This window comes from Pseudoalteromonas sp. 0802, from assembly GCF_013350085.1.
Taxonomy (GTDB): Bacteria; Pseudomonadota; Gammaproteobacteria; order Enterobacterales; family Alteromonadaceae; genus Pseudoalteromonas.
On sequence record NZ_JABVXE010000003.1, the window covers coordinates 93533 to 115843 of the forward strand.

Annotated in this window: 24 protein-coding genes; 15 read left to right on the top strand and 9 right to left on the bottom strand. The window is 42.1% G+C overall.

What is annotated here, in order from left to right:
* Positions 1 to 185 precede the first annotated feature (185 nt).
* The 6 genes from HUS61_RS08075 to HUS61_RS08100 form a co-directional block, all read right to left on the bottom strand.
* Complete coding sequence (locus HUS61_RS08075; protein ID WP_175082311.1) at positions 186 to 656, bottom strand: hypothetical protein; 471 nt, start codon at positions 654 to 656, stop codon at positions 186 to 188.
* Positions 656 to 1807, bottom strand: a complete 1152-nt coding sequence (locus HUS61_RS08080) for a PepSY domain-containing protein (protein WP_175082402.1) — start codon at positions 1805 to 1807, stop codon at positions 656 to 658. Before HUS61_RS08080 ends, HUS61_RS08075 begins: the two co-directional genes overlap by 1 nt.
* A gap of 101 nt (positions 1808 to 1908) precedes the next feature.
* Positions 1909 to 2748, bottom strand: coding sequence for a mechanosensitive ion channel family protein (locus tag HUS61_RS08085; RefSeq protein ID WP_054562265.1), 840 nt, complete (start codon positions 2746 to 2748; stop codon positions 1909 to 1911).
* 33 nt (positions 2749 to 2781) lie between these two features.
* On the bottom strand, positions 2782 to 3492 hold the full coding sequence (locus tag HUS61_RS08090) for an LrgB family protein (RefSeq protein ID WP_175082312.1): 711 nt from the start codon (positions 3490 to 3492) through the stop codon (positions 2782 to 2784).
* A complete protein-coding gene (locus tag HUS61_RS08095; protein WP_175079990.1) occupies positions 3482 to 3835 on the bottom strand; it encodes a CidA/LrgA family protein in 354 nt (117 codons plus the stop codon). Before HUS61_RS08095 ends, HUS61_RS08090 begins: the two co-directional genes overlap by 11 nt.
* Positions 3836 to 3904: 69 nt before the next feature.
* Positions 3905 to 4696, bottom strand: coding sequence for a crotonase/enoyl-CoA hydratase family protein (locus HUS61_RS08100; RefSeq protein WP_063706431.1), 792 nt, complete (start codon positions 4694 to 4696; stop codon positions 3905 to 3907).
* Positions 4697 to 4954: 258 nt separating this feature from the next.
* Here HUS61_RS08100 and HUS61_RS08105 point away from each other — a divergent pair, with 258 nt between their 5' ends.
* The 5 genes from HUS61_RS08105 (at position 4955) to HUS61_RS08125 (ending at position 11058) form a co-directional block, all read left to right on the top strand.
* The gene (locus HUS61_RS08105; protein WP_251600087.1) at positions 4955 to 6157 is read left to right on the top strand and encodes an efflux RND transporter periplasmic adaptor subunit; all 1203 of its coding nucleotides are present in this window, start codon (positions 4955 to 4957) and stop codon (positions 6155 to 6157) included.
* A gap of 9 nt (positions 6158 to 6166) precedes the next feature.
* Positions 6167 to 9280 (top strand): efflux RND transporter permease subunit, encoded by a 3114-nt coding sequence (locus tag HUS61_RS08110; protein ID WP_175082313.1) that lies wholly within the window; start codon positions 6167 to 6169, stop codon positions 9278 to 9280.
* Between the two features lie 118 nt (positions 9281 to 9398).
* Positions 9399 to 9719, top strand: a complete 321-nt coding sequence (locus tag HUS61_RS08115) for an HI1450 family dsDNA-mimic protein (protein ID WP_054554325.1) — start codon at positions 9399 to 9401, stop codon at positions 9717 to 9719.
* Positions 9720 to 9778: 59 nt separating this feature from the next.
* Positions 9779 to 10573, top strand: a complete 795-nt coding sequence (locus HUS61_RS08120) for a YdiY family protein (RefSeq protein ID WP_370316364.1) — start codon at positions 9779 to 9781, stop codon at positions 10571 to 10573.
* A gap of 14 nt (positions 10574 to 10587) precedes the next feature.
* Positions 10588 to 11058 carry a hypothetical protein gene (locus HUS61_RS08125; RefSeq protein ID WP_175079988.1) on the top strand — a complete coding sequence of 157 codons (471 nt, stop codon included), beginning with the start codon at positions 10588 to 10590 and terminating at the stop codon, positions 11056 to 11058.
* 38 nt (positions 11059 to 11096) lie between these two features.
* Here HUS61_RS08125 and HUS61_RS08130 read toward each other — a convergent pair whose 3' ends face one another.
* Together HUS61_RS08130 and ygfZ are read right to left on the bottom strand one after the other, a co-directional pair.
* The gene (locus tag HUS61_RS08130; protein ID WP_054554327.1) at positions 11097 to 11582 is read right to left on the bottom strand and encodes a peptidylprolyl isomerase; all 486 of its coding nucleotides are present in this window, start codon (positions 11580 to 11582) and stop codon (positions 11097 to 11099) included.
* Positions 11583 to 11594: 12 nt separating this feature from the next.
* Entirely contained in the window at positions 11595 to 12506 is a 912-nt protein-coding gene (gene ygfZ, locus HUS61_RS08135) for a tRNA-modifying protein YgfZ (RefSeq protein ID WP_175082314.1), read from the bottom strand.
* A 120-nt stretch (positions 12507 to 12626) separates the two neighbouring features.
* On the opposite strand from ygfZ, the gene HUS61_RS08140 reads away from it, so the two are divergent.
* Both HUS61_RS08140 and HUS61_RS21880 read left to right on the top strand, forming a co-directional pair.
* Positions 12627 to 12878 carry a succinate dehydrogenase assembly factor 2 gene (locus HUS61_RS08140; protein ID WP_054562257.1) on the top strand — a complete coding sequence of 84 codons (252 nt, stop codon included), beginning with the start codon at positions 12627 to 12629 and terminating at the stop codon, positions 12876 to 12878.
* A gap of 40 nt (positions 12879 to 12918) precedes the next feature.
* The gene (locus HUS61_RS21880) at positions 12919 to 13278 is read left to right on the top strand and encodes a protein YgfX (RefSeq protein WP_353956787.1); all 360 of its coding nucleotides are present in this window, start codon (positions 12919 to 12921) and stop codon (positions 13276 to 13278) included.
* Here the strand turns inward: HUS61_RS21880 and nadB are convergent.
* Positions 13253 to 14875 (bottom strand): L-aspartate oxidase, encoded by a 1623-nt coding sequence (gene nadB, locus HUS61_RS08145; protein WP_054554331.1) that lies wholly within the window; start codon positions 14873 to 14875, stop codon positions 13253 to 13255. The two genes, HUS61_RS21880 and nadB, sit on opposite strands and share 26 nt — an antisense overlap.
* Before the next feature lie 393 nt (positions 14876 to 15268).
* On the opposite strand from nadB, the gene rpoE reads away from it, so the two are divergent.
* From rpoE to era, 8 genes are all read left to right on the top strand, one after another.
* Positions 15269 to 15850 carry an RNA polymerase sigma factor RpoE gene (gene rpoE / locus HUS61_RS08150; protein ID WP_036969086.1) on the top strand — a complete coding sequence of 194 codons (582 nt, stop codon included), beginning with the start codon at positions 15269 to 15271 and terminating at the stop codon, positions 15848 to 15850.
* A 1-nt stretch (position 15851) separates the two neighbouring features.
* A complete protein-coding gene (locus tag HUS61_RS08155) occupies positions 15852 to 16478 on the top strand; it encodes a sigma-E factor negative regulatory protein (RefSeq protein WP_054562254.1) in 627 nt (208 codons plus the stop codon).
* Between the two features lie 4 nt (positions 16479 to 16482).
* Positions 16483 to 17436 carry a MucB/RseB C-terminal domain-containing protein gene (locus tag HUS61_RS08160; RefSeq protein ID WP_175082315.1) on the top strand — a complete coding sequence of 318 codons (954 nt, stop codon included), beginning with the start codon at positions 16483 to 16485 and terminating at the stop codon, positions 17434 to 17436.
* 3 nt (positions 17437 to 17439) lie between these two features.
* On the top strand, positions 17440 to 17889 hold the full coding sequence (locus HUS61_RS08165) for a SoxR reducing system RseC family protein (protein WP_054554334.1): 450 nt from the start codon (positions 17440 to 17442) through the stop codon (positions 17887 to 17889).
* Positions 17890 to 17959: 70 nt separating this feature from the next.
* Positions 17960 to 19747 (top strand): translation elongation factor 4, encoded by a 1788-nt coding sequence (gene lepA / locus HUS61_RS08170; protein WP_175079985.1) that lies wholly within the window; start codon positions 17960 to 17962, stop codon positions 19745 to 19747.
* A gap of 26 nt (positions 19748 to 19773) precedes the next feature.
* Positions 19774 to 20709 (top strand): signal peptidase I, encoded by a 936-nt coding sequence (lepB, locus tag HUS61_RS08175; protein WP_062566752.1) that lies wholly within the window; start codon positions 19774 to 19776, stop codon positions 20707 to 20709.
* A 2-nt stretch (positions 20710 to 20711) separates the two neighbouring features.
* The gene (gene rnc / locus HUS61_RS08180) at positions 20712 to 21389 is read left to right on the top strand and encodes a ribonuclease III (RefSeq protein ID WP_054554337.1); all 678 of its coding nucleotides are present in this window, start codon (positions 20712 to 20714) and stop codon (positions 21387 to 21389) included.
* On the top strand, positions 21379 to 22311 hold the full coding sequence (gene era, locus HUS61_RS08185; protein ID WP_054554338.1) for a GTPase Era: 933 nt from the start codon (positions 21379 to 21381) through the stop codon (positions 22309 to 22311). The genes rnc and era overlap by 11 nt, the downstream gene beginning before the upstream one ends.

The following is a 22311-nucleotide window of genomic DNA, read 5'->3' on the forward strand; positions in this document are numbered from 1 at the left end:
CAACACCAATTAATAAAGAGTAATGGTGCAAATGAAAACTATTTATAATACTTTATTATATTATTACATTTGTAAAGGTGATCGGTAAGATAATTAACAAAAATTTTACCTTTGACTGTTTTGGAAGGGACTTTAGTGTTTAGCTGAGATACAAAAAAGCCACTCAGTGAGTGGCTTTTCGGATGTTATTGAGTAATAAACTGGCTGGGAATATCCCATTTGAGGGTATGCAGTTGGCCTTGCCAAGTTTGTATTGTGATCCACAGTTTATCATCTGCTGAGATGGTTTTAGGAGCTATCGCGTGGGCGTGCTGACCATGATTGGTGCCATGCATTATGCCTTCTTCATCTTTAGCAAACTCCGTTAGTGCTAAAGGCGCTTGGCCAATGTTTAAATACGCCTGACGAACATTGCTTATGTCACCTTGATTAAAGGCGATAAAGAAATCTTTCACATACTCATTGTGGTGTGAGTACGGGGCATCTTCATTTAGCGGCATCGGGGCGATTTTAAATTCGCCCGCTTGTTGCTCTTGCCAAAGTGCAGGAAACTGAGGGTTTAATGACTGATAAATAAACCACACAGGCAAAGCCAGTACCACAGCATGTAAAAGATACTTTTTACGCTGCCACCAAGTTGCTTGTAAACGAGCCATTAGTTTGCCTCCTGAACGTTATTTACTGGCGCTGATTGGCGCGCTTTTACAGGTTTGTTATTTACTAATTTTGCGGCGTACATCATAAAGCCAGTGATTGACATACCACTTAAAATTAAACCAAAGATAAACCAAATAACCTTTGTCCACAGACCGCCAATATTACCGTAATGCAGCGGATCGGCGATATGTGAAAGGGTGAGTAGTCCCGACATAGCTTCTGGGCTTTTACTTGCTGCAATTTCACCTGTCCAAGGATTGATTGAGGTTGAGTAAGCGTAGTTATCGTAGAAAATAGTATCGCCACTGCCCATGATATTAAACATGCCACGGTTATGCTCTGGCAGCATCACATAGCTAGGTTTGAAATCTGGGTATTTCTCTTTGGTAATAGCCAGTGCCGCTTTTAAATCGGTTGGCGGTGTTTGTTTATCCGCAGGTAAAGTTGAAACCGCCACGAGCGGTGCGTGCTCTTCTATGTCTATTTCGTTATGCCACATGATGGCTTGCACTAAATACCACAGGCCTGTTAGTGCCATTACTGCCATAAACCAAATTGACCAAACGCCACTTAAGGTATGTAAATCTTTTAGAAAGGTTTTTTTACCTTGATTAAAACGTAGTTTTGGCTGGCTAAATGCACGCCAAAAGTTTTTATAAATCACTAAGCCTGTTACTAGTGCACCTAAAAGGACAAAAGCCATGGCGCTGACGAGGTAGTAACCTACGCTGTAACCTTCTTGCCAAGGGAAGAATAGCCAGCCGTGTAGGGTACGCATAAATTCAATGAATGAGATAGTGTCATTAACCGCTTGTACTTCGCCGGTGTATTGATTGACGTAAGCTACAGCATAAGGTTTGTCGGTATCAGTGAAAATAACCGCATTAACCAAGTAAGGCTCATAAGTAAGTACACTCATTACATCGGCAGTCGGGTAGGCTTTTTCAACGCTATTAATAACTTGATCAACACCAAGTGCTGGTAAATCATTTGGGTTGTTTGCTCGTGCTTCACTGTTGGTCAGCCAAGTAAGCTCATGGCTAATAACCGACACAGTACCTGTGACGCAAATAAAGCAAAATAGCACCCATACTGGGAGCGAAAACCAACCATGTAGTTGGAACCAAAGACGTTTACTCATGGTAAAAATAGCCCGACGTTAATTGATGATAGTAATTGTTATCATTTAAATTGTACTACAGTCTTTTGAACAAACACAATCTCTGTCGACGAGCTGCAAAAAAGGCGCTATTAAGCGCCTTTATCATTAGTTTGATTGAGGGTAACAATTCGTTGTGGGAAAGGAATTTCGATATCCGCCCCTTGAATTGCTTTAAATACATTGCGGTTCACCGCTAATTTGGTCTCAATAATTTTGGTGGTTGGCACCCAAAAGCGATAGCTCAAGGTAACACCGCTCTCAGCAAAACGCTCAATACCGACTTGTGCATGAGGAGAGTCACTAACTAGTTCATGCTCGTCTAACACTTTTTCGATAAGCTCAATAGCGAGATCTGCATTGGCATCATAAGCGATGTCTATTTCACCTTTAACTAATGAATAGCTAAACGAGTTATGTAAAATTTCACCAACAATATGTTTGTTAGGAATGGTGATTTCGACTTTTTCTTCGTTAATCAGAATTGTGTGACCAAGCTCAATGGTTTTAACTTGCCCACTCACGCCTTTTACTTCAATCGTATCGCCAACAACAAATGGCCTTGTTGCAATGATGGCAAGGCCCGCACCGTAGTTTGAAAGCATGCCTTGCATTGCTAAACCAGCACCGAGTGATGCAGCACCAATGGCAGCGACAAATGGGGTCACGCTAATGCCAATTTTGCCAAGGGCAATAACCAAGAACATAATGATCAGCAATACTTTGATGACATTACTGACAAAGTTGGTGAGGGTGATATCGATATTGTGACGCTGCATGAGGCCAGCAACCATATTCGATACTTTTTGCGCAATCCATAAACCAATAAATAGAATTAAGATGGCACCTAAAATTTGCATACTGTAGGTGACCAAATATTCCATAATCAGATTGTAGTATTTTTCGACTTGCTGAATTTCTGAGTCAATCATGTGTTTTCCTAACAAGGTTACTGCGAATTCTGACTATACCAGAACATGCTGAATAACAGGATAGAGTATCGGCACTATTATAGCGCTGAGAAGCGCACTTAATGCCATCGCCACAGAGGCAAAGGCACCTGCTTTTGGCTGATCACTAATCAGTGATGCTGTGCCAATGGCATGGCAAGCGGTACCAATGGCAACACCTTTTGCTTGGGCATTGCGGATATTGATAAGCGAGAAAATCAAATTACCAAATATAGCCCCAAGTACGCCAATAAAAATCACCATGGCTGCTGCTAAAGAAGGGATGCCGCCTAGTGACTCTGTTACTAACAAGGTGATGGGTGTTGTTACAGATAAACTTGCTAGGGATGCGCTTAGCTGAGCAGGGGCTGCAAAAAAATAACATATTAGCGAGGCGACCAAGGTGGCATTGATCACCCCTAAGCTACAACTTATGAGGATTAGCAGCAGGTTCTTTTTGACATGGATAAATTGCTGATAAAGCGGTAAAGCCAATGCCACAATGGCAGGCTCAAGCAACCAGCTTAAAACTTTACTGTGCTCGGCAAAAGGCTCATAAGGAAGCTTTAATGCTACTAACAAGGCTGCAGTTAATATAATTGCCCAGCACACAGGATTACTAAGCGCTTTGGCAGTGGCATGCTGGGTTTTCGCGTTTAAAAAACGCAGTACTAAGAAAAGCGCAATAATGCACGGAACGCAGAGCCACCATAAACTAACTGTCATTTTCGCGGCCCTTAAAATAAGCGATAACAGCGCCTATGAGTACAACACTACTCAGCGGCACGACAATAAAAATAGTTAGTAATAAAGGCCAGTTCTGCGAAATTAAACCTAGGTGCTCAATAATGCCAACCCCTGCAGGGATGAAGAACAACGGCATGTAATTAAGTAAAGGGCTGGCTGTTGGTTTTAAATGTTGTTCTTTTACGAGGCCCGTTAATAGTAGCACGAGCAGTAACACCATACCGAGTAATGGGGCAGGGAAAGAGCTTTCAAGCAAAGCCGTTAAAAACTTGGCAACGGCTAAGCAGGTAAGAATAATGACACTACTGATAAGGTATTTCATAAGTCAGGATAATTGCGAATAAAGTACAACTACATCATACCCTTGTCAGTTGTACTATGCGACTTTAGCTTACCATGATTTGGCATTATTAAATTGAATATCCTCTGCACCTTTCGCCTTTGCAATCGCCTTTTTAGTATTAGGGTTCATAAGTAAGCGAATTTGACTCCAGGTTTCTTTAGCGAGAATTTTACGCTGCTGTGAACGGTAGCTTTGCTGAGTAATTCGTTTAATTGCTGCCAAGGTATCTGGCGAACGCGCCATGAGGGTTTCTAGTACAGCATCGGTTTGTTTATCAACGTCATCAGTGAGTTGTGTAACTAAGCCATACTCCTTAGCATCTTCAGCAGAGACTGGCCCTGCATGACTTGCTAACCAAAGTGCTTGGTCACGCTTCATTAAACCTGCAAGCACCACGTTAGCCCCCATATCAGGGCATAAGCCCCAACGAGCTTCCATGATCGCTAATTTAGCGTTTTTATCGACGATGCGGTAATCAGCACCAAGTGCGATTTGCATACCGCCACCAAAGCAGTGCCCGGTCACTTTTGCAATCACCGGAATACTTAAGTCTTGCCAACCTAGCACTACTTTTTGCGCTAAGTTTTGGTTTCCTGGTAACCACTTGAATAAAAGCTTGATGATATTGCTTGGCTTTTTCATCACCGCAGCAACATCCAGTCCAGAGCAAAAGTGTTCGCCTTCGCCAGAGATAACCACCGCACGCAAACTGCGATCACGTTTAATTTTTTTGATTACGTTTGAAAGCTCGACAAACATGGCAAAACTGAGTGCATTTTGTTTCTCGGGACGAGCAAGGCTAACCCATGCGACTTGTTGTTTTATTTCTAGTTTTATCATGGTAACTCCTCTGACCTGTTTGTTAGAGCTTACGAGTTAATTACAACTAAGTAAAGAATTGCTGATGTGTCGCAAGGAATCATTATATTTTCCAAAAATGGGTAACCTTGTCATATATTTAGTTACAAATTGGTGTATATTTTTAAAACAAAGATGCTAGTTCATCGCTAGTTTGATTTTGTGATTAGTTAGATACTTTCGCAAAATCCCATGACACGACTAGACTTAGCTTTAAGTCGCGCTACAAGGAGTAAATATATGCTGATGCGCAAAACAGCTCGCATAACAAAACAATCATCTCGTTCTTTGGTTTTTGTTGCAATTTCTGTCGCATTAACAACCACATTGGTTGGCTGTTCAGATGATAAAGCACAACAACAAGCTACGCCGCCACCGGCTGTATCAGTATTTAATGTCGTTACACAAGAAGTTGGTAATTACCGAGAATTTGTTGCACGCACTGAAGCATTCCAAGAGGTTGCGATTAGGGCCCGTGTTGAGGGTGAACTCATTGAACGTCACTTTAATGAAGGCTCATCGGTTGAAAAAGATCAGCTCTTACTGCGTATTGACCCATCTGAGTACCGCTCGACTGTGTCAGAAGCTGAGGCTGATTTAAAAAGTAAAATTGCCGCAGCAGGCGCCGCTGAACGCGATTTAAAACGTGGTAAAGATGTGGCTGCGCAAGGTTTCATTTCACAATCAGACCTCGATAAACTAACCACCAATTTTGAGCAAACCACTGCAGCTGTTAAAGCCGCAGAAGCTGAACTTGAAAAAGCAAAACTCAACCTAAGTTATACCGAAATTCGTGCGCCGTTTGCAGGGCGTATTGGTAAAGTGAACTATGACGTGGGTAATATTGTTGGGCCATCATCCAATGAGCTTGCGGAGCTGACCGATGTTGATCCAATTTATGTAAGTTTTCAGGTTGAAGAAGCTGACTACATCTCTTATCGTCAAAATCATCAAGCACCGTCAGATAAAGACCCTCGTGATGTGCCTATCGATTTAACTTTACGCTTACCGAATAATTCGACCTTCGCTGATAAAGGCGTACTTGATTTTGCTGATACCAAAATTAACCGCAATACAGGCACGGTTGAGCTTAGAGCCGCTTTTGATAACCCTGATGGCATTGTCATGCCGGGCTTATTTGTCACCTTGATCGTTGAAAGCACCAATAAACAAGACTTGGCACTCATTCCTCAAGTAGCGGTACAAGAAAACCAGCAAGGTAAGTTTGTGCTCGTTGTTGATGATGAAAACAAAGTGGCTATGCGGATTGTTAAACTGGGTCGACGTATTAATGCGATGTGGGTGGTTGAGTCAGGCTTAGAGGCCGGTGAAAAAGTCATTATTGAAGGTTTACAAAAGGTACGCCAAGGCGCTGAAGTGAAAGCAGTTGAAAAAAATGTCGATGAAACAACCGGCACTATTTCTAGCAAAGCTAACTCTTAGGAGTGAGATATGATCAGTAAAACTTTTATATCTCGCCCAAAGTTTGCCTTGGTAATTTCGATTGTTATTACCATTGCGGGTTTAATTTCAATGGCCTTGCTGCCAGTGAATATGTATCCGCAAATTACCCCTCCGCAAGTTCAAATTAGTGCTAGTTACCCAGGTGCAAGTGCGCAAATTGTCGAAGAGTCGGTGATCCGGCCCATAGAAGAGCAAGTTAATGGCGTTGAAGATATGATGTATATCGAATCAACATCGTCTAATAACGGCACGGCCAACATAACTGTTTATTTTAAAGTCGGCACAGATACAGATATTGCCCAAGTTAATGTGCAAAACCGTGTGGCACTTGCTGAAGCAGGCTTACCTGAAGAGGTTAAACGCCAAGGTGTGTCGGTTAAGAAAAAATCGAGCTCGATGTTACTTGGTATCAACTTATACTCGAATCAAGAAAATATCGACGCTATTTTCTTAAGCAACTATGCAACCAACTACTTAACCGAGCCTCTTGGCCGTATTAATGGGGTTGCATCAGCTGAGGTTATGGGTGAACAAACCTATTCAATGCGCTTGTGGTTGCGCCCAGATCGAATGGCATCATTGGGTTTAACTGTGTCAGAAGTTCAAGCTGCGCTGCAAGAACAAAATACTATCGTAGCAGCAGGTAAACTGGGGGCTGCACCCTCTGCACCGAGCCAGCAATTTGAATATTCGATTCAGGCAAAAGGGCGTTTAAAAACCCCTGAAGAGTTTGGTCAAACCATTATTCGCTCGAGCAAAGATGGTAACTTTGTGCGCCTGCACGATATTGCCCGAATTGAATTAGGTGCAGCAAGCTACAGCACAACAGCAAAGTTAAACCAGCAAGACACTGCCTTTATTGTTATTTATCAGCTAACAGAAGCGAATGCGACGCAAGTTGCCAACGATGTAAAAGCACGTATGGCTGAGCTTGCTAAACAGCTACCTGATGGCGTTGAGTACTCTATTCCTTATGACACCACAGAGTTCATCAATCGCTCGATTGATGAAGTGGTCGTCACCCTTGTCCAAGCGGTTGGCTTGGTTATTTTAGTGGTATTTTTATTCTTACAAAATTGGCGCGCTACGCTCATTCCAACGGTGGCTATTCCGGTATCTTTGGTGGGGACTTTCGCGTTTATGATGATGATGGATTACTCCATCAACTTAATCACCTTGTTTGGTTTAGTGCTTGCGATAGGTATCGTAGTAGATGATGCCATTATCGTTATTGAAAACGTTGAGCGAATACTAAAAGAAGAAAAGCTGCCAATTAAAGAAGCGGTTACCAAAGCGATGGAGCAGGTATCGGGGCCAATCGTGGCAACGACCTTAGTATTGCTTGCGGTGTTTGTGCCAGTAGGCTTTATGCCGGGAATAACCGGGGAGCTTTATAAACAGTTCTCGGTGACGATTTCATTTGCAGTACTCATTTCATCTTTAAATGCACTGACATTAAGCCCTGCTTTGTGTGCTTTATTGTTAAGTGAAAAAGCCATGAAGCCGATTAAATGGCTAGCCCCGTTTGAAAACATCATTACCCGCTCAACCAATGGTTACAGTAAAGTGATTAACTTTATCCTCAAACGTACAGCGAGAATGGCATTGTTTGCAGTGGTTATTTTTGCTGCTGCAGGTTGGTTGGTAAAAACGGTGCCTACAGGCTTTGTACCAGCAGAAGACCAAGGCTTTCTTTTTGTTGATGTGCAATTACCTGATGCGGCAGCAAGCGGTCGTACCCAAGATGTAATGCATAAGCTGGGGGATATTGTTAAAAATGAACCAGCGGCAACCGATTTTATTGCGGTTTCTGGTTTTTCATTACTCGGTGGTGCGGGTTCTAATAATGCGCTTGGTATCGTAGTACTTAAAGACTGGGAAGAACGAACTAGCCCTGAACTTGGTTTACGTGCGGTACTAACGCGCTTGATGGGGCAGTTTTGGGCAATGCCAGATGCGCAAATCATGGCCTTTAACCCGCCTTCAATACCTGGACTTGGTACAAGTGCTGGCTTTGAATTTAGGTTACAAGACAGTGAAGGGCGCGAGCCTGCTGAGCTTGCGCAAGTATTAAATGGCCTGATTTATGAAGCGAACCAACGCCCAGAGCTATCAAATGTTTACAGTACATTTAGAGCGAATGTGCCACAGTATTTCCTTGAAATTGACCGTAATAAGGCAAAAGCTCAAGGGGTCGCGCTTAGCGATATTTTCTTAACCTTGCAGGCGCAGCTAGGCTCGTTATACATTAATGACTTTAACCAATTTAGCCGTACTTACCGCGTTATCATGCAGGCGGAAAGCCGTTTTCGCCAAAACCCAGCTGACTTACAGTACTACTATGTACGTAATGATGAGGGAGCAATGGTGCCGCTCACTACATTAGCTAAACTTGAGCCAATTCTGGGTCCTACAAGCTTAACGCACTTTAATTTATACCGCAGTGCAAGCATTAGCGGACAACCTGCGGCGGGGTATGCTAGTGGTGATGCCATTAAAGCAATGCAAGAGTTGGCCGAGCAATTACCTACAGGCTATGTGTATGAGTGGGCTGGGCAGTCTAAACAAGAGATTGAAGCGGGTAACACTGCGCCAATCTTGTTTGGCTTAGCGGTAGTATTTGTGTATCTATTCTTGGTTGCTCAATACGAAAGTTGGACAATTCCGTTTTCGGTCATTGCAGCGGTGCCGCTGGCATTATTTGGTGCCATGCTTGCGCTGTATGTGATTGGCATGGAAAACAACATCTATGCACAGGTAGGTTTAGTGCTACTGATTGGCCTGTCCACCAAAACCGCCATTTTGATTGTTGAATTTGCTATGGAAGAACGCGCTGCAGGCAAAAGTATTTTTGAAGCGGCTCTTAACGCGGCAAGATTACGCTTTAGAGCGGTGTTGATGACGGCACTGTCGTTTGTACTTGGCGTATTACCGCTGGTGTTTGCAAGTGGTGCAGGGGCAGGCAGTCGAATATCGCTCGGTATTACCGTGTTATTCGGGATGTTAGCTGCAACCATTTTTGGCACCTTACTTGTTCCGCTATTTTATACGCTCGTGCAATCAATGCGCGAAAAAATAAAAGGCACAGCAAGTGCTGAGTAAAATCTGTTATTAATTACAAAAAAGTCAGGGCAACCTGGCTTTTTTTTTGGTAAAACTCAAAAGAGGTTTGTTATCATAGCCAGATTCAAAGCGATACACATGTGCAGAGGTTTAAGGAATGGCTGGTCCACGCTTATACAGTGAAGAAGAAGTAACTCATCAGGCTTATGATATCTTTTTAGAGTTAGCACCTGATAATTTAAGCGAGCAAGATATTGCTGATTTTAACGAGCACAGAGAAGAGCTTGGCTTTATTGAAGAAGGTGAGCCTGACGAGCAGTGGCAAGATTTTGTTGCACTAGAAATTGAACCTGAGCTGTTTGTACAAGTCTTAGTAGGACTTGAATTCGACAATCAAGATATCTTGTTTGCGAAAATTTTAATTAGCCGAGACAAAGATGCACCGTTTTGCCACATTCTTTGGAAAGATAGCGAATAACTCTCCAGCCGATGTTTGACTCTACTTTTAGTTGTTTTAATTCAATAAAACGAATTATTTTGCCCGCCCTGCTAGTTTGCAGTTGGCAGGCTTTTGCTGTTGATCCGTTTGAAGACTTTCATGAGTACGGGCAATTATCAGAAGAAGAAATCCATAAAATTCATAAAGGCGAGTTGCTGTACGGAGATATGGAGTTTGGTTTTATGGTAAGCCGTGGCAATACCAACTCAACCAGCTTCAAACTTAAAGGTAACCTATACCAAGATTTCGAAAAGTGGCGTAACCAATTTAAGCTCGATACTTTATACAAACGTGACCGTAATGAAGAAACTGGTGATGAAGAAGTCTCTGCAGACCGTATTTTTGTATCGGGCCAAGGTAACTATAAGCTAAATGTGAAAAATGAGTCATTTTTCATTTATGGTGACTACGAGCGAGATAAGTTTAGTGGTCTTGAGTTTAAGAGCACCATAGCGACGGGGTACGGTAACCGCATTTACCAAGGCAGCAAGAATAAAGTCGATATCGATGTGGGGCCGGGTTTATACCGCTCGGTGGCTGATCAAGAGACTGCAACAGAAGAAGATGAAACAAAAACAGGTTACCTGCTTCGTTTAGCGCTGCAGTGGGAGCGTACAGTCTCTGCTCGTACTCGCTTTAATCAAGATGTCAGTTATGAACAATCATTGTCAGGGTTAAACTCGCGTTTAAAGTCAGAAACATCCCTGATCAGCAAAATTATGGGTGATGTATCACTCAAATTTACTTACATGTATCGCTATAACTCAAAACCAGAGGAAGATAAGCTCAAGTACGATTCTGAGCTGAGTGCAACCTTTGTTTATAGCTTTTAAGAGAATACTTCAGAATGTATCAACATAAACAGTACGCTATTTTTATTTTTGTTATCTTAGGCTGGATTGGCGCCTTCATTGCCTTAGCTTGGAACTTAATTGGTGCAGATATTCCTCTTATGGTGTTTAGCGCTATCTTAGTGCTGGTGGCCTTTTTGTTTCATGGCTTAACGATTAAGGTGAGCGATAAAACAGTAAGCTGGGCATTTGGTCCGGGGGTATTTGGTAAAACAGTGACTTTTGATGAGATTGAATCTGTTCGAGCGGTAAGTAATTCATTTCGACATGGTATTGGTCTGCGTATCACGCATGATGGCTGGGTTTACAGTGTATCTGGATTTAGTGCTGTAGAATTGGCAATGAAAGATGGCACGCACTATCGCTTAGGAACCAATGACCAAGAAGGCTTACTTGCTGCGCTTAGAGAGCATATTGCTGAACCAGAGCCAGCACTGGATGCACAGAAAGCAGCTGAACAGATATAAAAAAAGCGCCAATGGCGCTTTTTTTTTATAGTAATGGTTTAGTGGCTGTGACCACAACCACCTTCACCGTGCACATGACCATGTGCTAATTCTTCTTCAGTTGCATCGCGTACTTCAAGTACTTCAACATCAAAATGAAGGGTAATACCTGAAAGAGGGTGGTTACCATCTACAATAACGTCTTCGTCTTGAATTTCAATGATCATTACTGATTGGTCGCCAGCGTCTGTCGTAGCGCGGAACTGCATACCAACTTCAATTTCCATACCTTCAAACATTGATTTTGGCACTGCTTGCATTAGGTCATCGTGACGCTCACCATAGCCTTGCTCTGGCTCAACTGTTACGCTGAATGTGTCGCCCGCTTCTTTACCTAATAGCGCATTTTCGAGGCCTGGAATTAAGAAACCCGTGCCAACGATAAACACTAGTGGCTCACCATCGAAAGAGTTGTCGATGGTGTTTTTGTTATTATCCAATACTGAATAATGCATTTTTACCACTTTGTTTGCTGCTACGATCATAGTCATTCCTATTTATTCATCTTCGAGAGAGTAAGGCAGAGCTTGAATTGATAACTCTACCTGAGGGAGGTGTTTTGCTCGCAAAATTTGGCCTGCTTCATTGTCGTTAGGAAGCACAACCAGACCCATTAAGGTTTGCGTTTGTTGATTATAACTTTGGCTAATAAGCTTGCCAGCACGGCGCCAGTTTTCGCCCAGTTGCGTTTCGAGCTCAAGCTCATCAAGTAAGCCTTCAGCTTTGCCCGAAACTATATACATAGCACGTTTATTTTTGCCTAGGTATTTCATACGGGCGACGGTTTCTTGCCCTGTGTAGCAGCCTTTTCTGAAACTGATACCACCAAGCGCTTGTAAGTTAACCATTTGCGGTACATATTCGCCAATAGCGTCGCTGTTTAATGACGGCTCGCCAGCGGCAATAGCTGCCTGTTGCCATAACGCGTCATCATCAAGGGCTGTTATGTCATCAGGTAAGCTAAATTCGTCGTTGACCATAAGCAATACGCGGTTATCAGCAAGCTTTAACGCTTTACCGCCAGCAAAATCGACTGCGCTGTGCTCGTCGTCAAAATTAATTGCTAAGGTTTCTAGAGTCGCTGTTAGGTCATCACCTAGTAAGCCAATTAGCGGTTTTTCAGATTGCTGAATGTCTACTTGCGAAAATACCGCATATTTTTTTAACTCGACTAGCGATTGCTCTACCTCAGGTTTTGAGCCCGCAAGGTAATAGCTATCAAGGTGTGAAAACAACCTAAACACACCCCAAAGCTTGCCTTTTGCATTACAGTGGCCAGCCCAAAGGAAGTTATCATCCGTTAATTTGTTGATATCTTGCGTAATTTGTCCGTGAAGGTAAGACAACTTATCTTTGCCAGTTAGGCTGATAAGTGAATAAGATAAAGGACATGCGTAAACAGTCGACATAAAAACCTTCTTTACGATATGAATGAGCGCTAATGATAACTTAGTTAGGGTAGCAATTTAAATAGCTGTTTATTCGATAGCAATTTGGTAAACTGCAGACAAATAAGTACGAGGTTTAAAATGACTGAAATTCACAGTAAAGAACGTATTCGTTGGGCATGCCGTCGCGGTATGTTAGAACTAGATGTTTTATTTATGCCATTCGTTGAAGAAGCGTTTGACTCACTATCAAAAGAACAGCAAGCCGTTTTTCAACGCTTACTTGAGTGCGATGATCCTGATTTATTCGCCTGGTTCATGGGTCATGAAGAGTGTAAGGACCCAGAACTGAACGGTATGGTCGCGTTAATTTTAGACCGAGTTCGTGTATAGATTTACCGTTACAAACAACACCACAGACCACAAACCCTTTGTGGTCTTTTTTTGCTTAACAGCCATCACTTTATGCTTTGTTTACCAGCATGTTTTCGCTCAACTTTTGGCTTGTTTAGCGTGCTTCTTCTTAGCCATTCTTAGTTTTAAAAAAGTCCAACAAGCACAGCCTGAAAAGGGTTTTATAATTTTAGAGCAAGCAGAGCTCAGGTTTGTTAACGACAAACTTAAAATTCAAGGCCAGATAACAGCTAAAAGTTATGTGTTTGCTAATTTTGTAGTGCTGAGGTTGGCTGGGTTTTATCAATCACACTGGCTGATTATAAGCTCAGCCAGTGTTGATGAAGAAAGTTTCTCGCGTTTAAAGCGTGCGATTATTGCAGTGCAGCGACCGACTTAGGCGTTAAAATTGTCGGCGTTGGATTTTCGTTTTGCTCTGGGTAATCAATCGTGTAATGAAGACCACGACTTTCTTTACGCTCAAGGGCGCTGCGAATAATAAGCTCTGCAACCTGCACTAGGTTTCGAAGTTCTAATAAGTTATTTGTAACCCTAAAGTTTGCGTAATAGTCGTGAATTTCTTGCTGCAGTAATTCTACGCGGTGAAGCGCACGTTCTAAACGTTTTGTTGAGCGTACGATGCCCACATAATCCCACATAAATAACCTTAGCTCATGCCAGTTGTGGGTAATAACGATTTCTTCGTCTGAGTTAGTTACGCGACTTTCATCCCAAAGTGGTAAGGCTTCAAGGGCAGGGCTTGCATCGATTTTGCTTAAAATATCTTTCGCGGCAGCATGGGCAAACACGATACATTCGAGTAGCGAGTTACTCGCCATACGATTAGCGCCATGTAAACCAGTGTAAGCCACTTCGCCAACAGCGTATAAGTTATCTAAATCTGTACGGCCATTAAAGTCAGTCATGACACCGCCGCAGGTATAGTGTGCAGCAGGCACCACTGGAATGGCTTCTTTAGTAATGTCTAGGCCAACACTTAAACATTTAGCGTAGATAGTTGGGAAGTGCTCAATGATAAAATCTTTATCTTTGTGACTAATATCAAGGTACACACAGTTCGCACCAAGGCGTTTCATTTCAAAATCGATAGCGCGAGCAACAATATCGCGAGGGGCAAGTTCTTCGCGCTCATCAAAGTCTTTCATAAAGCGAGTGCCATCAGGGCGTTTTAAATAAGCACCTTCACCGCGCATTGCTTCGGTGATCAAAAAGTTTTGCAGCTCTGGGTGGTACAAACTTGTTGGGTGGAATTGGTTAAACTCCATATTGGCAACACGGCACCCTGCACGCCATGCCATTGCTATACCATCACCACTCGATACATCAGGGTTAGAAGTATATAAATACACTTTACTTGCGCCACCTGTTGCCAGTGATACGAATTTAGCTGCAATGGTTTCAACTTTTTTATCAACACAGTTCCAGACGTACAAGCCGTGAACATGCTTGCCTTTTTTGGCTAAGCTTTTATCTGTGATTAAATCGATGGCATTGTAATTTTCTAACAGGGTGATGTTAGGGTGTGCTTGTACTTGGCTAATTAAGGTGGTTTGCACTGCTCGGCCAGTTGCATCGGCGGCATGTAAAATACGGCGATGACTATGACCACCTTCGCGAGTTAAATGAAAACGCTCTTTACCTTTTGAATCGAACTCCATGTCAAAAGGTACGCCTTGCTCAATTAGCCACTTTAAACATTTTTTAGCATTGCTTGCTGTGTAGTGAACCGCATCACGGTCACATAATCCGCCGCCTGCATCTAGAGTGTCTTCAACATGAGATTCAATGCTGTCATTCTTTTTATCAAATACCGCTGCAATACCACCTTGAGCATATAAGGTAGAACCTTCAGTTAATGCGCCTTTACTAAGTACTGTCACCTTACAGTGATTAGCAAGCGATAAAGCAAGAGAAAGGCCAGCGGCGCCGCTGCCAATGATAGCGACATCAGTAATGTGATGTTTATTTTGGTTCATGTCTGTGGTCTTTGCGGTTACAATGCTCGGCTAGTAGTGCCAAAAGTTTGAGCAAATAAATTTTTATGTGGTATACGTATATGTACCATATTTGCTTTAACACTATTAGTCATTTTAATACGTTATACCAATCTTATTAGTTTTATCGTCACATAAACAGTTTATTGTTAGCTGTTTTAAATTGTGAATTTAATTTAGATAACCGTTGATTCTTAAGCAGTTATTGAGGTTGTCGTGTAATAAGATTGGTATGACTCAATTTATTTGCGTGCTATTTTATAAAAAAATCATTTTAAACTGAACTTTTATATTCATGGTGCAGTCAGAGTTTGTGTAAACAATGGCGAGTATATGAATAGCAAGCAAGAATCAAACAGAGGAGTACCGGCTCGAATGAGCGAGCAGGATTTGGATTTAGCGCTAGTTAAAAGGGTCCAGCAAGGAGATAAAAACGCCTTCAACCTATTAGTTAGAAAATATCAGAATAAAATTGCAGGTTTGATTTCACGTTATGTATCGAACCAAGGTGATGTTGCTGATGTCGCACAAGAAGCTTTTATTAAAGCTTACCGTGCTTTACCTAACTTTAGAGGTGATAGCGCCTTTTATACTTGGTTGTACCGTATCGCCGTAAATTGTGCTAAAAATTACTTAGTTGCGCAGGGTCGTAAACCCCCAGCTAACGATGTTGACGCCGAAGAAGCAGAATTTTATGACAGTGCAGATGCAATGCGTTCAAACGCATCGCCAGAAAACCTGTTATTAAGTGACGAAGTACGTGCTGTAATTTTTAATACGATTGATAGTTTGCCTGAAGATCTAAAAACCGCGATTACCCTTCGTGAAATTGAAGGTATGAGCTATGAAGAAATAGCCGTGGTTATGGATTGCCCTGTGGGAACGGTGCGTTCACGTATTTTCCGTGCCCGTGAGGCGATTGATAATAAATTGAATCCATTAATAGGTGAGTCTTAGTATGACAAAAGCAGACGTTAACAAGTTGGATAATGAGCAGTTGTCCGCGTTACTTGACGGCGAGCAGCAGTTAACTGATCAAGCGATCACAAACGACGATGTGTCTACATTTGGTCGTTACGCAATGATTGGTGATGTAATGCGTGCTGAGGCAAATAACAACGCTTTTAATTTTGACATTGCAGATGCAGTGGCAGAATCACTTGAGCAAGAACCTGTTTACGCAGATTTCGCGAATAAAACAACGGCACCAAAAAGCGAAGAGATCGTGGCGGCAACAGGCACTGATAACGTGGTAGCATTTAATTGGCGTCGTCCATTTGCACAAGTGGCCATTGCTGCTAGTGTTGCTATGTTTGCGATTGTGGGCGTACAAACATTGCCACAAAACACCGAGTCTCCGCAAAGTGACATTCCAACATTACAAACAGTACCATTAACAGGTATGGCTTCTCCTGTAAGTTACTCATCTGAGCAGCCTGCATTAGAAAATGCAGAGCAAGGTTTACGTGAGTTACAACAGCAGCGTATTGGCGCATTAGTTCTTGAGCACCAACGTCAAGCACGTGTTGCATATTCGCTAGAAAAATCGCAAACTGCAGAAAATGCAGACGAGGAAAAAAACTAATTAAATGAAAGTTTTTACTTTTATTTTGTCGCTGGTATTAACGTCTCCAGCCATTGCCAGCGACGAAAATCCCGCCAAGACTTTATTAAATGATATGGCTACGGCCGTTCATACTCGCAACTTTGACGCATCATTTGTGGTTGTAAAAGGCCAAGCTATGGAACCTTATCGCTGGTTACATGCAAAACAAGGTGATATTGAACTTGAGCATCTAAGTTTACTCAACGGCGCTGGCCTAGAAATGGTGCGCGTTGACGATCAGGTGACCTATTTTGAGCCTCATTCAGAGCCTTATTCAGTTAAAACAGACTCTATTGCCGGGCCAATTCCTGAAGTACTTTTTAAAGATATTAACCGACTAAGCGCTCACTATGATTTTGTGCTTGGCGGAAAAGGACGTATTGCAGGGCGCTCAGCACAGTTAGTGCGTATCGAGTCAAAAGATGAATACAAATATAACTATTGGATTTGGCTAGATACTGAGTCTTCGTTGTTACTTAAATCTGCCTATGTGAATCACAAAGGTGAGATGCTTGAGCAGTTACAGTTAACTCATATCAGCGTAACAGAGCAGCCTGCTCCTATGTTAGTTGAAATGCAAAATCGTGATTTTCCAGCAGTACTTGCGACTAACGATTTAGCCAATAATGAAGACAGCGCAGCGAATGATTGGAAAATTGGTTGGTTGCCAGATGGCTTTAAGCTATTAAAGTCAGATCGTCATAAACTTGATTTAAATAATGAACTTGCTGACTATTATTTATATTCAGATGGGTTTGTTGAAGTGTCTGTTTTTATTCAAAGACCTTTACCGGGTAAGCGCGCAAGCGGCGCTTTAACCTCAGGTGCAACGACTGTGTATGTGCACAATGGTGGTAGCTTTGATGTATCGGTTGTTGGTAATATTCCTGCTATGACAGCCAAAGCTATAGCTGAGTCGGTAGCGCGACCTCTTTAAATCATGATTGAACAAACACTCACTGTCGTGTCGGTTAAAGGCACGACAGCGAATTTAGAAGCAGAACAAAAGCAAGCCTGTGCCGGCTGTAATGGTCGTTGTGGTTCGCAAGTTTTTGCAAAGTTGTTTGGAACAGCTAAAAAAACCTTTCCTTATACCTTCGAAAAAGAGCTCCAAGTAGGGCAAAAAGTAACTTTAGCACTTGATGATAGCCACTTAGTTAAACATGCTATGGCTGTTTACATGCTACCCCTTTTGTTTAGTTTAGGGTTTGCTTTAATCGCATTTTCGGCTTTTTCACTTGCAGAAGGCTGGCAAATTTTAGCCGCCGTGATTGGTGGCTTAACGGGCTATGCGATAGCAAAATCAAGGGTTAAGAGCCTTAAGCATGATATTAAAGTAATAAAAATTCACCCAATTACTATTCCTTTCACTCAAATAGATGGTGATTAAAGCCAATTAAATGTAAAATTGTCGCTTTATACACTTAGTCCATTTTATATAGAAGTTTAGAATCCAGTTTATGAAGCATATCCGTAATTTTTCGATCATCGCCCATATTGACCATGGTAAATCGACTCTCTCTGACCGTCTTATCCAAGTTTGTGGTGGTTTAACAGACCGTGAAATGCAGCAGCAGGTGTTAGACTCAATGGACATTGAGCGTGAGCGTGGTATTACCATCAAAGCGCAAAGTGTAACGCTAAATTATAAAGCTAAAGACGGCGAAACATACCAGTTAAACTTTATCGACACGCCAGGACACGTTGACTTCACATACGAAGTATCGCGTTCACTTGCGGCCTGTGAAGGTGCACTTTTAGTTGTTGATGCGGGTCAAGGTGTAGAAGCACAAACCTTAGCTAACTGCTACACTGCAATCGAAATGGACTTAGAAGTTATTCCAGTTCTAAATAAAATCGACTTACCACAAGCCGATCCACTTCGTGTAGCAGAAGAAATTGAAGACATCATTGGTATCGATGCCCTAGATGCTGTGCAATGTAGTGCTAAAACTGGTATTGGTATTGAAGAAGTATTAGAAATCATTGTTAAAGATATTCCGCCACCAGAAGGTGACAAAGATGAGCCACTACAGGCGCTTATCATTGACTCATGGTTTGACCCATACCAAGGCGTTGTATCATTAGTACGTATTAAGCACGGTGAATTGCGCGCGGGCGATAAAATTAAGATCATGTCGAATGATCAAGTTCATATCGCAGATAAAGTGGGTATTTTCACACCAAAACAAACCAACACGGGTATCTTAAAAACCGGTGAAGTAGGCTTTGTTATTGCGGGTATTAAAGAAATCCATGGTGCACCTGTAGGTGATACCATCACTCTACAACGTAACTCTGCTCCAGAGCGTTTACCGGGCTTCCAACGCATTAAACCGCAGGTTTATGCAGGTATGTTCCCAATTTCATCAGATGACTATGAGTCATTCCGTGATGCGCTTGATAAATTAAGCTTGAACGATGCGTCGTTATTCTTCGAGCCAGAAAACTCAACAGCACTAGGCTTTGGTTTCCGTTGTGGCTTCTTAGGCATGCTACACATGGAAATCATTCAAGAGCGTCTTGAGCGTGAATACGACATTGATCTTATTACCACTGCGCCAACAGTAATCTACGAAGTAGAGACTAAAGACGGAACTAAACAGATAGATAACCCGTCTGACTTACCGCCGGTGAATAATATTCTTGAAATCCGTGAGCCAATTGTTGAAGCTAACATACTAGTTCCGCAAGAGTTTTTAGGTAACGTAATTACGCTTTGTGTTGAAAAGCGTGGTGTACAAACTAAAATGAGCTACCATGGTAAGCAAGTTGCTGTGACATACGAATTACCGATGGCTGAAGTAGTCATGGACTTCTTTGATAAGTTAAAATCAACAAGTCGTGGTTTTGCATCGCTTGATTATAACTTTAAGCATTTCCAAGCTTCAGACATGGTACGTGTTGACGTATTAATTAATGGTGAGCGTGTTGATGCGTTAGCGATTATTGTACACCGCGATATTGCACAATCACGTGGTCGTCAGTTAGCTGAAGCACTGAAAGACTTAATTCCACGTCAGCAGTTTGATATTGCGATTCAAGCAGCGATTGGTCAGCATGTTATTGCCCGTACAACAGTTAAGCAATTACGTAAAAACGTAATCGCGAAATGTTACGGTGGTGACGTGAGTCGTAAGAAGAAACTACTACAAAAACAAAAAGAAGGTAAAAAGCGAATGAAGCAACTAGGTAACGTTGAAGTACCTCAAGATGCATTCTTAGCTATCCTTAAAGTTGGTAAATAATTAGAAGTAAATAAAGGAATTAATGCATGGCGGGTTACTTTTCTATTTTCTTAGTGTTGTTAACGCTAGGCTCAGGATTAATTTGGTTAATTGACCACTTTATGTTTGCGCCAAAACGTCAGCAACGCATTGCCCTTGCTCAAAACGCAGCAGGCGGCGAATTAGACGAAGAAACCGCTGCATTAATTGCACCTGAGCCAAGTATCACTGAAACGGCTAAGTCAATTTTTCCGATGATTGCAGCGATCACTATTTTTCGCTCTTTCATTTTTGAACCGTTTCAAATTCCATCAGGCTCAATGATGCCAACCCTATTAGTGGGTGACTTCATTTTAGTGCAGAAGTACTCATATGGCATCAAAGACCCAATTTGGCGCAGCCAGTTAGTTGATGTTGATGAACCTGAACGTGGTGATATTGTGGTATTTAAATACCCATTAGACGAGCGCGTGGATTACATTAAACGCACGATTGGTTTACCGGGCGATAAAATTGTATATCGCAATAAGCACCTTTATATTCAGCCAAAATGTGCCGAAGGTGTAACACAGCAAGGTGATTTGCTGTGTAATGAATACAACAAAATTGATATGGAAATCCTCAATAGTGACGAGTTCAAGCAGGGTTCGATGAATTTAGTGCGCTTAGAAGAAAACCTAAGCACAGTGAATCATAATATTTTAATTAACCCGCAAGCTCCTGAAATGAAAGGCCGTTATTATCAACAACCAGGTACACGCTCAGACGAGTGGGTTGTTCCTGCCGATCATTATTTCATGATGGGTGATAACCGTGATAATAGCCAAGACAGTCGCTTTTGGGGCTTTGTACCTAAAGAAAACTTGGTAGGTAAAGCCGTCTTTATATGGATGAGTTTTGAATTTGAGAATGGCCCAGATGACTTTTTACCAGGCTGGGTTCCAACTGGTGTTCGTTTTGAACGCCTAGGTAATATTCAGTAACGATGAAAAAAAACGTAACAGAGTTATACAACAAAATAGGTTATACATTTACTGATCAAGCTTTGCTTGAGCAGGCAATGACGCACCGCAGTCATAAAGGCCAACATAACGAGCGCTTAGAGTTTTTAGGTGATTCGATTTTGAGCTTTGTGATTGCGAATGCACTTTACACTAAATTTCCAAAAGCACGCGAAGGTGATTTAAGCCGCATGCGTTCGACCCTAGTTCGTGGTCAAACGTTGGCTGAGTTTGGCCTAGAGTTTGGCTTAGGCGATTACTTACGCTTAGGTCCGGGTGAGCTTAAAAGCGGTGGTTTTCGCCGTGAATCAACCCTTGCTGATGCCGTAGAGGCGATTATTGGTGCGGTGTTCTTAGACTCAAACATTGAACAATGTGGTGAGTTAATTTTAAGTTGGTACGAGTCGCGTCTTGACGCAATTTCGCCGGGCTTAAATCAAAAAGATCCGAAAACATTACTTCAAGAATACTTACAAGCGCGCAAATTATCGTTACCTGGCTACACTGTAATTGATACAAAAGGCCAAGCGCACAATCAAACATTCACGGTTGAATGTATTGTTGAAGGGATGGATAGCATTATCTCAGTAGGTAGCTCACGTCGTAAAGCTGAGCAAAAAGCCGCTGAAAAAGCCTTAAAGATACTTAAAAATGAATCTTGATGATTTAATTAGCAAAGAACCTGCAGAGCTAGATACGCACTGCGGTATGGTTGCCATTGTTGGCCGCCCAAATGTAGGTAAATCAACCTTACTTAACTATATTGTTGAGCAAAAGGTGTCTATTACCTCACGTAAGCCACAAACCACACGCCACCGTATCATGGGTATTCATACCGAAGGTAAATACCAAGCTGTTTATGTTGATACACCAGGCTTACACGTCGAAGAAAAACGCGCTATTAACCGTTTAATGAACCGTGCTGCATCAAGCTCAATTGGCGATGTGGAACTTATCATCTTTGTGGTTGAAGGCACACACTGGAACGAAGACGATGAGATGGTACTAAATAAAGTACGTCAGAGCGGTCGTCCAGTATTATTAGTGATGAATAAAATTGACCAAGTTAAAGACCGTGATTTAGTGCTTCCGCACATGCAGTTTTTAGGTGGTAAATTTGATTTTGTGGCTATTATGCCGGTCTCTGCGAAGCAGGGTAAAAATATTGATTTAATCAAAGATGAAGTGAAAAAGCGTTTACCGCTTTGTGAGTTTTACTTCCCTGAAGACTACGTAACAGACCGTTCAATGCGCTTTATGGCAGCTGAAGTGATCCGTGAAAAGCTGATGCGCTTTATGGGTGATGAGCTACCATATTCGGTCACCGTTGAGATCGAGCAGTTTAAATGGCAAGAAAACGGTGTCTGGCAAATTAATGGTTTGATCCTCGTTGAGCGTGAAACACAAAAGCGTATGGTGATCGGCAATAAAGGCGAAAAGCTCAAAGTGATTGGCCGTGAAGCTCGTAAAGACCTTGAAGATATGCTTGATAACAAAGTGTTTTTAGAACTTTGGGTAAAAGTGAAGTCTGGCTGGGCTGACGATGAGCGTGCGCTACGTAGCCTTGGCTATGGTGAAGACTAA

Excerpts from the sequence above, each read along its gene's own strand:
- HUS61_RS08075 (WP_175082311.1), bottom strand. The coding sequence starts at position 656 with ATGGCTCGTTTACAAGCAACTTGGTGGCAGCGTAAAAAGTATCTTTTA.
- HUS61_RS08085 (WP_054562265.1), bottom strand. The coding sequence starts at position 2,748 with ATGATTGACTCAGAAATTCAGCAAGTCGAAAAATACTACAATCTGATT.
- HUS61_RS08090 (WP_175082312.1), bottom strand. The coding sequence starts at position 3,492 with ATGACAGTTAGTTTATGGTGGCTCTGCGTTCCGTGCATTATTGCGCTT.
- HUS61_RS08095 (WP_175079990.1), bottom strand. The coding sequence starts at position 3,835 with ATGAAATACCTTATCAGTAGTGTCATTATTCTTACCTGCTTAGCCGTT.
- HUS61_RS08100 (WP_063706431.1), bottom strand. The coding sequence starts at position 4,696 with ATGATAAAACTAGAAATAAAACAACAAGTCGCATGGGTTAGCCTTGCT.
- HUS61_RS08105 (WP_251600087.1), top strand. The coding sequence starts at position 4,955 with ATGCTGATGCGCAAAACAGCTCGCATAACAAAACAATCATCTCGTTCT.
- HUS61_RS08110 (WP_175082313.1), top strand. The coding sequence starts at position 6,167 with ATGATCAGTAAAACTTTTATATCTCGCCCAAAGTTTGCCTTGGTAATT.
- HUS61_RS08115 (WP_054554325.1), top strand. The coding sequence starts at position 9,399 with ATGGCTGGTCCACGCTTATACAGTGAAGAAGAAGTAACTCATCAGGCT.
- HUS61_RS08125 (WP_175079988.1), top strand. The coding sequence starts at position 10,588 with ATGTATCAACATAAACAGTACGCTATTTTTATTTTTGTTATCTTAGGC.
- HUS61_RS08130 (WP_054554327.1), bottom strand. The coding sequence starts at position 11,582 with ATGATCGTAGCAGCAAACAAAGTGGTAAAAATGCATTATTCAGTATTG.
- ygfZ (WP_175082314.1), bottom strand. The coding sequence starts at position 12,506 with ATGTCGACTGTTTACGCATGTCCTTTATCTTATTCACTTATCAGCCTA.
- HUS61_RS08140 (WP_054562257.1), top strand. The coding sequence starts at position 12,627 with ATGACTGAAATTCACAGTAAAGAACGTATTCGTTGGGCATGCCGTCGC.
- nadB (WP_054554331.1), bottom strand. The coding sequence starts at position 14,875 with ATGAACCAAAATAAACATCACATTACTGATGTCGCTATCATTGGCAGC.
- rpoE (WP_036969086.1), top strand. The coding sequence starts at position 15,269 with ATGAGCGAGCAGGATTTGGATTTAGCGCTAGTTAAAAGGGTCCAGCAA.
- HUS61_RS08155 (WP_054562254.1), top strand. The coding sequence starts at position 15,852 with ATGACAAAAGCAGACGTTAACAAGTTGGATAATGAGCAGTTGTCCGCG.
- HUS61_RS08160 (WP_175082315.1), top strand. The coding sequence starts at position 16,483 with ATGAAAGTTTTTACTTTTATTTTGTCGCTGGTATTAACGTCTCCAGCC.
- HUS61_RS08165 (WP_054554334.1), top strand. The coding sequence starts at position 17,440 with ATGATTGAACAAACACTCACTGTCGTGTCGGTTAAAGGCACGACAGCG.
- lepA (WP_175079985.1), top strand. The coding sequence starts at position 17,960 with ATGAAGCATATCCGTAATTTTTCGATCATCGCCCATATTGACCATGGT.
- lepB (WP_062566752.1), top strand. The coding sequence starts at position 19,774 with ATGGCGGGTTACTTTTCTATTTTCTTAGTGTTGTTAACGCTAGGCTCA.
- rnc (WP_054554337.1), top strand. The coding sequence starts at position 20,712 with ATGAAAAAAAACGTAACAGAGTTATACAACAAAATAGGTTATACATTT.
- era (WP_054554338.1), top strand. The coding sequence starts at position 21,379 with ATGAATCTTGATGATTTAATTAGCAAAGAACCTGCAGAGCTAGATACG.